This is a genomic window from Streptomyces sp. NPDC127129, from assembly GCF_042671585.1.
Lineage (GTDB): Bacteria > Actinomycetota > Actinomycetes > Streptomycetales > Streptomycetaceae > Streptomyces.
Genome location: NZ_JBHXTV010000008.1, coordinates 164,387 through 175,953, shown reverse-complemented (window position 1 = coordinate 175,953; position 11,567 = coordinate 164,387). Strand labels below are relative to the sequence as shown.

Sequence of the window (11,567 nt, the reverse complement as noted above, 5' to 3'; positions counted from 1 at the left end):
ACCCCTCGGTAGAGATGACGTTTGACACCGACGGGGTACACGATGGACGTCCCGGCCGGCGTCCCGGCCTCCGTGGGCTCCACCGAACAGCGAAGGAACAGCGTGGCTTCCGGATCCGATCGCAACCCGATCATCATTGGCGGCCTTCCCAGCCAGGTCCCGGATTTCGATCCCGAAGAGACCCAGGAATGGCTCGACTCCCTCGACGCGGCGGTCGACGAGCGGGGGCGCGAGCGGGCCCGCTACCTGATGCTCCGCCTGATCGAACGTGCCCGCGAGAAGCGCGTCGCGGTGCCCGAGATGCGCAGCACGGACTACGTGAACACGATCGCGACCAGGGACGAGCCGTTCTTCCCCGGCAACGAGGAGATCGAGCGCAAGGTCCTCAACGCGACCCGCTGGAACGCGGCCGTGATGGTCTCGCGCGCGCAGCGCCCGGGCATCGGGGTCGGCGGCCACATCGCCACCTTCGCCTCCTCCGCCTCGCTGTACGACGTCGGCTTCAACCACTTCTTCCGGGGCAAGGACGAGGGCGACGGCGGCGACCAGATCTTCTTCCAGGGCCACGCCTCGCCCGGAATCTACGCGCGCGCCTATCTGCTCGACCGGCTGTCCGAAACCCAGCTCGACGCGTTCCGCCAGGAGAAGTCCAAGTTCCCGAACGGGCTCTCCTCGTACCCGCACCCGCGGCTGATGCCGGACTTCTGGGAGTTCCCGACCGTGTCGATGGGCCTCGGCCCCCTCGGCGCGATCTACCAGGCTCGGATGAACCGCTACATGGAGGCGCGCGGCATCGCCGACACCTCCAAGTCGCACGTCTGGGCGTTCCTCGGCGACGGCGAGATGGACGAGCCGGAGTCGCTCGGCCAGCTCTCCATCGCCGCCCGTGAGGGCCTGGACAACCTGACCTTCGTCGTCAACTGCAACCTGCAGCGCCTCGACGGCCCGGTGCGCGGCAACGGCAAGATCATCCAGGAGCTGGAGTCGCAGTTCCGCGGCGCCGGCTGGAACGTGATCAAGCTCATCTGGGACCGCTCCTGGGACCCGCTGCTCGCCCAGGACCGCGACGGCATCCTGGTCAACAAGCTGAACACCACGCCCGACGGCCAGTTCCAGACGTACGCCACGGAGACCGGCGCGTACATCCGTGACCACTTCTTCGGCGACGACCAGCGGCTGCGCTCGATGGTCGAGGGCATGTCGGACCACCAGATCCTGCACCTGGGCCGTGGCGGTCACGACCACAAGAAGATCTTCGCGGCCTTCGCGGCGGCCAAGGCCCACAAGGGCCAGCCGACCGTGGTGCTCGCCCAGACCGTCAAGGGCTGGACGCTCGGTCCGAACTTCGAGGGCCGCAACGCGACCCACCAGATGAAGAAGCTGACGGTCGACGACCTCAAGCGCTTCCGCGACCGTCTACACATCCCGATCACGGACGGGCAGCTGGAGAGCGGCCTGCCGCCGTACTACCACCCGGGGCGGAACTCCGAGGAGATCCAGTACATGCACGACCGCCGCAAGGGGCTCGGCGGGTACGTCCCGACGCGTGTCGTGCGGTCGAAGCCGCTGGTCCTCCCCGAGGAGAAGACCTACGCCCCGGTGAAGAAGGGCTCCGGCCAGCAGTCGATCGCCACCACGATGGCCTTCGTCCGGCTGCTCAAGGACCTCATGCGGGACAAGGAGATCGGTAAGCGGTTCGTGCTGATCGCTCCCGACGAGTACCGCACCTTCGGCATGGACTCGTTCTTCCCGAGCGCCAAGATCTACAACCCGCTGGGCCAGCAGTACGAGGCCGTGGACCGCGAACTCCTGCTCGCCTACAAGGAGTCCCCGACCGGGCAGATGCTGCACGACGGCATCTCCGAGGCCGGCTGCACCGCTTCGCTGATCGCGGCCGGTTCGGCGTACGCCACGCACGGCGAACCGCTCATCCCGGTCTACGTCTTCTACTCGATGTTCGGTTTCCAGCGGACCGGCGACCAGTTCTGGCAGATGGCCGACCAGCTGGCGCGCGGCTTCGTGCTCGGCGCCACCGCCGGCCGGACGACGCTGACCGGTGAGGGTCTCCAGCACGCGGACGGCCACTCGCACCTGCTCGCCTCGACGAACCCGGGCTGTGTCGCGTACGACCCGGCCTTCGGTTTCGAGATCGCGCACATCGTCCAGGACGGCCTGAAGAGGATGTACGGCCCCGACGCCGAGGACGTCTTCTACTACCTGACCGTCTACAACGAGCCGATCCAGCACCCGGCCGAGCCCGAGAACGTGGACGCCGAGGGCATCCGCAAGGGCATCTACCGCTACAAGGCGGGCGAGGCCGGAGCGATCCCCGCGCAGATCATGGCCTCCGGTGTCGCCGTGCCGTGGGCGGTGGAGGCGCAGCGGATCCTCGCCGAGGAGTGGAACGTCCGGGCCGACGTCTGGTCGGCGACGTCCTGGAACAAGCTGCGCCGCGAGGCCGTCGACGTCGACCGGCACAACCTGCTCCACCCGGAGGAGGAGCAGCGCGTCCCGTACGTGACGCGCAAGCTGTCCTCCGCCCAGGGCCCGTTCGTCGCCGTCTCCGACTGGATGCGCGCGGTCCCGGACCAGATCTCCCGCTGGGTGCCGGGCACCTACACCTCGCTCGGCGCGGACGGCTTCGGGTTCGCCGACACGCGGGGCGCCGCGCGCCGCTACTTCAACATCGACGCCGAGTCGATCGTGCTCGCGGTCCTCACCGAGCTCGCCCGCGAGGGCAAGGTCGACCGGTCGGCGCTGAAGCAGGCCGTGGACCGCTACCAGCTGCTCGACGTCGCCGCCGCCGACCCCGGCCCGGCCGGCGGAGACGCGTAACGGCACACAGCTGTGGTGCGGGTGCGGGGGCCGATGCGCCCCCCCACCCCCATACGATTCCCGGCATGATGGAACGCTGGGAGAAGCGCACCCAGACGCCACTGCTGATCCTGGCAGTGGCGTTCGGCGTCGCCTACGCCGTACCGATCGTGGCGCCGGATGCCGACCGCTGGATCCATGAGTCGTGTCTGTTCGTGGAGTGGGTGGTGTGGGGTGCCTTCGCGGTCGACTACGCCGTCCGCCTCGCGCTGTCCCCGGCGAAGTGGCAGTTCGTCCGCAGCCATCCGCTCGATCTGCTCGCCGTCCTCCTCCCGCTCGTGCAGCCGCTGCGGCTGCTGCGTCTCGTCTCGACACTCCTCCTCGTGGGTCGGCGGGCCCGGATGGCCCCGCAGATAACGCTCACCACCTATGTGGCGGGCGCGGTGGTCGGACTGATGATGTTCGGCTCGCTCGCCGTGCTCCATGTGGAGCGGAACGCCCCGAACGGCAACATCAAGTCGCTCGGCGACGCGGTCTGGTGGTCGTTCACGACGATGACGACCGTGGGGTACGGCGATCACGCCCCGACCACGGGACTCGGCCGCGTCCTCGCGGTGGGCCTGATGCTCTCGGGCATCGCCCTGCTCGGTGTGGTGACCGCCAACATCGCCGCCTGGTTCATCTCCCGCTTCGAACGGGACGACGCCGCGGAGCGCCGTCAGACCGAGCTTCTGGAGGCCCTGACCCGGGAGGTCCAGGAGCTGCGCGCCGAGGTGTCCCGGCTCGCCGCCCCGACCGCGGCACAGGCCCCGGCCGCGGCCCCGACTGCGGCCCCGACTCCGACCCCGCCTCCGGGCGCCCTCGTGCCGTCGGATCGTGCCGCCGCAGGGGACGGTCCCTAGCACTCCCAGAGCTTGAAGGCTCTGACCTCGTACGGACTCTGGGGCACCCAGGTCCCGCGCCCCGGATAGGTCTCGAACTCCCCCGTCTCCGCGCACTCCGCCGACTGGTACGTCGTGACCGGCCGCCCGGTCCTGTTCGCCAGGGCCTGGGCGCTCGCGCCCGGCGGCAGCGCGACACAGCTCTCGATGTCCGTGCCGGCCAGCTCGTGCTTCCACGCCGCGCCCTTGAAGTCCGCCCTGGGCCACAGGCACAGCTGACCGGGCCCACAGGCTCCGAGCTTGGTGCCCGGTGGTGCGGCAGCGAGCAAGGCGGCCGGCACGGCAGCGTGCAAGGCGGCGGGCGGGGCGGCCGGCACGGCGGCGGCCGGCCGGGCCGCCGGCAGGGCGGCGGTGAGCAGAGCCGCCGCGGCCGCCAGGGCGGCCAGGAGCAGGCGCCTCGGCCGTGCGTGCTTCACCTGCTTCACGTGGTTCACGTGCTTCACGTGCATGTCGATCATCCCCCAATTCGTCACTCTCTGTAATCAGAACTCTGACGGAGGTCACTGCCCGTTGGGAAGAGGCCAAGGCTCGATTCACCCGGACAGGTGACGGAGGGCTCAGAACAGCAGAAAGCCCCGCCGGACCGCGCGAGCGGTCCGGCGGGGCGTGGGCTTCCCGCGGCGTCGGTCAGATGTGGGCGGCGCCCGCACCCGCCTCCGCGTTCTCGCCGCGCTTGGTCAGCATGGCGACCAGGGCCGCGACGACCGCCACGACACCGGCGACGGTGAACGCCAGGCCCATGCCGTCCAGGAACGTGTCGTGGATGACGCCCCCGATCGTGTCGAGCACGTCCGGGGTCATGTTGGGCGCCTGGGCCAGCTGCGGCGGGACCATGCCGAACTCGGCGGCCTCCTCGAGCCCGGGAGCAGGCTCGCCCGGGAGCCCGGCGGCCGTCCAGTTCTCACCGAAGGCGCTGGAGACCTTCGAGGACATGACCGCACCGAGCACCGCCGTACCGAGCGCGCCGCCGACCTGCATCGCGGCCTGCTGCAGACCGCCCGCGACACCGGAGAGCTCCAGCGGGGCGTTGCCGACGATGACCTCGGTGGCACCGACCATGACCGGGGCGAGGCCCAGACCGAGCAGCGCGAACCAGAGCGACATCGTGAACGTGCCGGTCTCCGCGGAGAGGGACATCATCCCGAACATGGCGACGGCGGTGCAGACCATGCCGCCCACCAGCGGGATGCGCGGGCCGAACTTGGTGATCAGCGCGCCGGCCAGCGGCGACGAGACGATCATCATCGCCGTCAGCGGGAGCAGGTGCAGACCGCTGTCGATCGGGCTGAGGCCCTGGACGCCCTGCAGGTAGAAGGTCACGAAGAACAGGCCGCCCATGAAGGCGAAGGCCATCAGGACCATGAGCACCACGCCCGCCGTGAGCGGGACGGAGCGGAACATGCCCAGCGGGATGAGCGGCTCCTTCACCTTCGTCTGCCAGAAGCCGAAGACGACGAAGAGCAGGACCGCGGCGGCGAGGCAGCCCACGGTGTTGCCGCTCGCCCAGCCCCACTTGGCGCCGGCGTTGATGAGGCCCCAGACGAGAGAGCCCATGGCGCCGGAGAGCAGCAGGATGCCGAGGATGTCGAACGAGCGCGGGGCGTTCTCGGCGCGGTGGTCCTTGAGGATCACCAGGCCGAGCACGAGGGCGAGGACACCGACCGGCACGTTGATGAAGAAGACGGACTGCCAGCTGACGTGCTCGACGAGGAAGCCGCCGAGGATCGGGCCGCCGGCCGTCGAGGCACCGATGACCATGCCCCAGATGCCGATGGCCATGTTCAGCTTCTCGGCGGGGAAGGTGGCGCGCAGCAGGCCCAGCGCGGCCGGCATGAGCAGGGCGCCGAAGAGGCCCTGGAGGACACGGAAGGCGATCACGAGCCCGATCGAGTCCGAGAGGCCGATCGCTCCGGAGGCCGCGGCGAAGCCCGCGATGCCGATGAGGAAGGTCTGGCGGTGGCCGAAGCGGTCACCGAGCTTGCCGGCCGTGATCAGCGCGATCGCCAGCGCGAGCAGGTAGCCGTTGGTGATCCACTGGAGCTGGTCGAGGGAGGCGCCCAGGTCGGCCTGGATGGCCGGGTTGGCTATCGCGACGATCGTGCCGTCGAGCGCGACCATCATCACGCCGGCGGCGACTGCGAACAGGGTCAGCCAGGGGTGGCCTCGCAGGCCTTTCGACGGAGCCGGAACGGGGCTCCGGTCGCCCCCCTGGCCCTGCGGGGCCTTTTCCACGGTGGTCTGACTAGTCATGCGAAGGAGGCTAATGTCAGTCACTGACAATTGACAAAGCAATTCACACGCCGGTAACTGTCACTTGGCTCACAGGTACGCTGAGCAGCACGAAGCGTCGGAGAGTGGCGGAAAGAAGGCCATACGGTGACGGTTTCCGGCCTACGGGAACGCAAGAAGCAGCGCACACGGAACGCGCTCCTCCGGGTGGCCCTGGAGCTGTTCACGACACGGGGGTACGAGCAGACCACCGTGGACGAGATCGCCGACGCGGTCGAGGTCTCCCAGCGCACGTTCTTCCGCTACTTCGCCTCCAAGGAGGAAGTGGCCTTCGCCGTGCAGCAGATGGTCGAGGAACGCTTCGTCCAGGCGCTGGTGGAGCGCCCCGCGGAGGAGGGCCCGCTCGACGCGATGCGCAACGCCGTGCTCGCCTCGTGGGACACGATCGGCGAGGCGATCATGGAAGTCGTGCCCGTCGACATGTACCTGCGGACCTTCCAGATGATCGAGTCGACGCCGGCGCTGCTCGCCGCGCATCTGCGCCGCACGACCGAGATGGAGGACACGATCGCCCGGGTCGTCGCCGAGCGCGAGGGCGTCGACGTGGACGAGGACCCGCGCCCGCGGATCGTGGTCGCGGCGTTCAGCGGCGTGATGCGCGTGACAGGTCAGCTCTGGGGCCGGGGCACGGACCTGAGCCTGGAGGGCATCCGCGCGCTGACAGAGGACCACCTCGACCACCTGGCCCCCGCGCTGGCCCGGGACTGGCGGAGCTGACGGCGCGCGCAGGGACCGCACCGCCGCGTAGGGGCCACACCGCGCCGCGCAGGGGCCGCACCGCCGCGTAGGGGCTGAGCATCGCCGTGCGGGGGCTGAGCATGGCCGTGCGGGGCCGAACCGCCGTGCGGAGGTCGCACCGGCGTGCGGGGGTCGTACCGTACGGGAAATCTCGTACGGGTGACCGCCACAGGGGCCCAGTCCTACGGGCCGGTCGCAGAGGCCGTCGTACGGGCGGTCGCGCCGGCCTCAACTCGCGGCGTACGCCCGCGCGTACGGAACGTCACCGGAAGCCACCGCTCCTCGTGATCCATGTCACCTGCCGCCCCAGCCCCCCTCGCCGGTCTCCTAGGGTGTGGCGCAGTGACTTCCTTCGACTCCTCCCCCACGCTCTCCCTCTGGCGCCTGCTGCTCGCGCTGGCCGTCGTGTTCGTGCTCCTCGCGACCACCGGCTGGACGACGATCAGCCATCAGCGCGGGCCGGGCGAGTCCCGCGAGGCCGCACTCGCGTCCTGGGCGCACAGCAGGATCGGCCACCGGGCGCTGCCCGACCCGTCCGCCCCCGCCCGTACGGTCGCCGCGTTCTTCGCGTCGGTCGGACCGGCTCAGGGCGCCTTCCTCGCCGACGCGCACCCGCTCGTCGTCGGCAATCTCGACGGCGCTCCGGTCACGCTCCGCTACCGCGCCAACCGGATCTCCCTCGAGCGCGCCCTCGATGCCGAGCGCCACAGGATCGGACACGCCGAGCTCACGGCCGACGGCCGGCGTGAAGCGGTGCGCCGGGCGCACCGCTTCACCTCGCTGATGCAGTCCGACCGGCAGATCCTCGCCTTCGACCCGGCCGGCGGGGGCCGGATGGCCGAGGTGCTCGGCGACCTGGACCGGGCCGACCGTGTCTCGGTGATCGTGCCGGGTGTCGACACCAATCTGCTCACCTTCCAGAAGACCAACCGCAGGTACTCGGCCCCCGTCGGGATGGCGCAGTCGCTGTACGCCGCCGAGCGACGGGCCGCGCCCCGGAGCCGTACCGCGGTCATCGCCTGGGCCGACTACACCGCGCCCGTCGGGGTCGGCATCGACGCCGCGACGGGTCGCCTCGCCACGGCCGGAGCGGTACGGCTCGTCGGCATGACGAACGCCCTGCCCGGCGACTCGCGCGTCAGCCTGTTCTGCCACAGTTACGGCTCCGTGCTCTGCGGGGTCGCCGCGGACGACCTGCCCTCCCGGGTGACGGACGTCGTCGTGGCCGGGAGTCCCGGCATGCGGGTGCAGAGCGCGGCGGAGCTGTCGACCCGGGCCCGGGTCTGGGCGATGCGCGACGCGGACGACTGGATCGCGGACGTGCCGCACCTCGCGGTCGGCGGGGTCGGGCACGGGGCGGACCCGGTGGAGCCGGAGTTCGGTGCGCGGCTGCTCTCCGCAGAGGGCGCGAAGGGCCACACCGGCTATTTCGAGCCGGGCACCGGCAGCCTGGACAACTTCGCGGCCATAGGCGTCGGTTCGTACGGGGACTTGATGTGTGCGAGCGCCGACAGCGCTTGCCGCAGGGGAATTTCCGGCGCGGAAGAGGTCTGACGCGCGTAGAGCAAGGCACTTCGGCCCTTCGCGCAGGGGCGACGCACGGGCGCACGCCGCCTACGATGAGGCACATGGGTGATGTGCTGGCCGGAAATCATGCCACCTGGGAGTTCGAGAGCGACGCCCTCGTCATCCGCTTCGAACGGGGGATCCGCACACCGAAACTCTTCCAGGCGCTGGGCGAACGACGTATCCCGCACGAGGCGTTGGCGTCGGTGACGCTCGTCCCGGGCAAGCGGGGCACGGTCGTGCTGCACGCGGTGCCGAGACGGGGCGCCGATCCGCTGATGGAGGCGGCCGGGGGGCAGTTGAAGGAGGGATACGACCCGTACCGGCTGGTGCTGCCGGCGGAACGGGAGACGCTGGCCGAGTACTACCGGGACGAACTACGGGAACGGCTCGGGCCGGCGGGTCAGGCGGGTCAGGCCGGCGGCGGGGCGCACCTCTCGCTGAGCGGCGCGCTCGACGGCGCGCTCGACGGCACTGCGGACGGCTCGATGCGCGGCTCGTCCGCCGCCCTGCCGGACGGTATGCCGGCCGTCTCGGACGAGCCGACCGACGGCTTTCTGGTGGCGGCTCCCCAGGGGCCGCAGTCCTTCAAGGCGTACGACGGGAAGGCGAGCTTCGACGGCGCGTCGAAGGTCACGTTCCGCTGGTTCTGGACGGGCGCGTCCTCCGAGAAGTGGAAGGCCGGCGACCAGACGTTCTCGGTACGGGAGTTGAGCGGGGTCGAGTGGCGCTCGCCGGACGTCTTCGACGGGTACCTGCGCCTGCTGCCCCGGTCCGGGGAGCCCCGGTCGGCGCAGGCGGACCATGACCCGGCGGCCGTGGTGTTCGGTCTCGGCTACGGCCCGGTCCACGAGTCCCTGCCGTTCGCCGCGGCGGTCCTGGCGGCGATCCGCGGCGCGGGCCGCGCGGCGGCGACCGAGCCCGCGGACGCGCTGCCCCCGTCGGAGTCCCGCGATCCGGCGGGCGTCGCGGAGAGGATCCGGCACCTGGGGGAACTGCACCGGGCGGGGCTGGTGACGGACGAGGAGTTCACGGTGAAGAAGGCGGAGCTGCTGGCGGAGCTGTGAGGCGACCGCACCGGCGGCCGGCAGGGCTCGCGGATACCGGCCGGGCGGGCCCCGGCGGCACCAGCCGGACGGTCCCGGGGTGATACCCGGGTATCACCCCGGGACCGGACCCTCGGTATGACGTCCGGTGCGGGCGCGCCTGCCTAACCTGGGCGGGCCATGAAGAAGACACTCCTCTCCCCCGGCCTCGCCTCGCGGCTCGCGCCCGCGCGCCTGGCGCTGCGGTCCTTCGGGGTCGCCCTCGCGACTCCGACCAGGCCGGGCGCGCCCCTCTTCGCCGATGTGCGCAACCGGTGGCTGCGGATGCTCCCGTACGCCGTCGCGTTCAGCTTCGTCTGTTCGCTGCTCCCCGCCACCATCACCGTCCTCATGCAGGACTACGAGGTGAACGGCGCCGTCGCGGGTGCTCTCGCCACCGCGCAGACCGCGCCGTTGCTGCTCGCCGTCACCCGCCCCCTCCAGGCCTGGTGGATCATCGGCGTCGCCGACGTCCTCGGGGCGGTCGTCCTGCTCGGCGCGGACGGTCTGGACGGACGGTCCTGGCCGTGGACGCCGATGGTCGTCGTCGGTTACCTCGCCCTGATGCTCGCCCTCGGGCTCCGCGAGTCCCGCAAGGCCCTGCTCGGCGTGTGGCTGGTGACCGGGGCGGCCGGGTTCGTGCTCACGGCGGTCCGGCCGAAGCACGACGACGGCGTCCACATCCTCCTCTTCGTCCTGAGCGGGGTCGTCCTGCTCATCACGGCGACGCTGCGGGAGCGCGGGGACGCGGAGCGGCGCACCCAGGAGGAGCGGGCGCGTACGACGCTCCTGGAGGAGCGCGCCCGGATCGCGCGCGAGCTGCACGACGTCGTCGCCCACCACATGTCCGTGATCACCGTGCAGGCGGACTCGGCGCCGTACCGGATCCCGGATCTGCCGGAGGCCGCGCGCGAGGAGTTCACCTCGATCGCGGCGAGTGCGCGGGAGTCGCTCGCCGAGATGCGGCGGCTGCTCGTGGTGCTGCGCAGCGACGGCACGGAGGGCGAACGGGCCCCGCAGCCGGGCCTGGACCGGGTGCAGCAGCTGATCGAGGCGACGGTACGGGCGGGGGTGCCGGCGGAGCTGTCCATGGCGGCGGACCTCCAGGACCGCAGTGACGTACCGCAGGCGGTGGACCTGTCGGCGTACCGGATCGTGCAGGAGGCGCTCGCGAACGTGGTCCGGCACGCGCCGGGCGCGCGGACCCGCGTGTCGGTACGGTCCGAGGACGGCGGGATCGTCGTCGTGGTCGTCAACGGGCCGCCGCCCGGGTCCACTTCGCCCCTGGAGGGCGGGGACGGTACGGGTCACGGGCTGGTCGGCATGCGGGAACGCGTACGGTTGACCGGCGGCACGCTGGACACCGGGCCGCTGCCGGACGGCGGCTTCCGGGTCGCGGCCAGGCTTCCGCTGCGCACGAAGGACGGACTCCCGTGACCCCCATCCGCGTGATCATCGTCGACGACCAGGCCATGGTGCGGGCGGGGTTCGCCGCGCTGCTGTCGGCGCAGGCCGACATCGACGTGGTGGGCGAGGCGCCGGACGGGCGGCAGGGCGTGGACGTGGCGCGGGCCACGCACCCGGACGTGGTGCTGATGGACGTCCGGATGCCGGAGATGGACGGGCTGGCGGCGGCGCGGGAGATCCTGGACCCGCCGGCCGGGGTGGTGCACCGTCCGAAGGTGCTGATGCTGACCACGTTCGACGTGGACGACTACGTGTACGAGGCGCTGCGGGCCGGCGCGTCGGGCTTCCTGCTGAAGGACGCGCCGCCGGCGGATCTCATCGCGGCGGTACGGGTGGTGGCGGCGGGCGAGGCGCTGCTGGCGCCCTCGGTGACGCGGCGGCTGATCGCCGACTTCGCGGCGTCCCGGCCGGCGCCGCGGGCGGACCGGGCGGCGCTGCGGCTGAACGGTCTGACGCCGCGTGAGACGGAGGTCCTGGAGCTGATCGCGCGGGGCCTGTCGAACCAGGAGATCGCGGACCGTCTGGTGCTCGCGGAGCAGACGGTGAAGACGCACATCGGCCGGGTCCTGGCGAAGCTGGACCTGCGGGACAGGGCACAGGCGGTCATCTTCGCGTACGAGTCGGGCCTGGTCACCCCGGGCGACGCCACCCGCTAGCCCCCTGCCCG

General features: G+C 71.4%; 9 protein-coding genes. 7 read left to right on the top strand and 2 right to left on the bottom strand.

The annotated features are described in order from the left end of the window. The first annotated feature begins 102 nt into the window (after window positions 1-102). Both aceE and ACFVGW_RS17485 read left to right on the top strand, forming a co-directional pair. Entirely contained in the window at window positions 103-2,835 is a 2,733-nt protein-coding gene (gene aceE, locus ACFVGW_RS17490; protein ID WP_385852588.1) for a pyruvate dehydrogenase (acetyl-transferring), homodimeric type, read from the top strand. A 65-nt stretch (window positions 2,836-2,900) separates the two neighbouring features. Further along, a complete protein-coding gene (locus ACFVGW_RS17485) occupies window positions 2,901-3,716 on the top strand; it encodes a potassium channel family protein (protein ID WP_385852587.1) in 816 nt (271 codons plus the stop codon). On the opposite strand, the gene ACFVGW_RS17480 is transcribed toward ACFVGW_RS17485, so the two are convergent. Continuing rightward, complete coding sequence (locus ACFVGW_RS17480) at window positions 3,713-4,204, bottom strand: peptidase inhibitor family I36 protein (RefSeq protein ID WP_385852696.1); 492 nt, start codon at window positions 4,202-4,204, stop codon at window positions 3,713-3,715. The genes ACFVGW_RS17485 and ACFVGW_RS17480 overlap by 4 nt on opposite strands. A 178-nt stretch (window positions 4,205-4,382) precedes the next feature. Next, window positions 4,383-5,876 (bottom strand): MFS transporter, encoded by a 1,494-nt coding sequence (locus ACFVGW_RS17475; RefSeq protein ID WP_383228684.1) that lies wholly within the window; start codon window positions 5,874-5,876, stop codon window positions 4,383-4,385. Window positions 5,877-6,131: 255 nt separating this feature from the next. Here ACFVGW_RS17475 and ACFVGW_RS17470 point away from each other — a divergent pair, with 255 nt between their 5' ends. The 5 genes from ACFVGW_RS17470 to ACFVGW_RS17450 all read left to right on the top strand — a co-directional run bounded on the left by ACFVGW_RS17470 (window position 6,132) and on the right by ACFVGW_RS17450 (window position 11,556). After that, window positions 6,132-6,761, top strand: coding sequence for a TetR/AcrR family transcriptional regulator (locus ACFVGW_RS17470; protein ID WP_383228639.1), 630 nt, complete (start codon window positions 6,132-6,134; stop codon window positions 6,759-6,761). A 363-nt stretch (window positions 6,762-7,124) separates the two neighbouring features. Continuing rightward, window positions 7,125-8,336, top strand: coding sequence for an alpha/beta hydrolase (locus tag ACFVGW_RS17465; protein ID WP_385852586.1), 1,212 nt, complete (start codon window positions 7,125-7,127; stop codon window positions 8,334-8,336). Window positions 8,337-8,410: 74 nt separating this feature from the next. Continuing rightward, window positions 8,411-9,415, top strand: coding sequence for a DUF4429 domain-containing protein (locus tag ACFVGW_RS17460; protein ID WP_385852585.1), 1,005 nt, complete (start codon window positions 8,411-8,413; stop codon window positions 9,413-9,415). A gap of 159 nt (window positions 9,416-9,574) precedes the next feature. Continuing rightward, a complete protein-coding gene (locus ACFVGW_RS17455) occupies window positions 9,575-10,870 on the top strand; it encodes a sensor histidine kinase (RefSeq protein ID WP_385852584.1) in 1,296 nt (431 codons plus the stop codon). Continuing rightward, entirely contained in the window at window positions 10,867-11,556 is a 690-nt protein-coding gene (locus tag ACFVGW_RS17450) for a response regulator (protein WP_385852583.1), read from the top strand. Before ACFVGW_RS17455 ends, ACFVGW_RS17450 begins: the two co-directional genes overlap by 4 nt. Window positions 11,557-11,567: the final 11 nt, after the last annotated feature.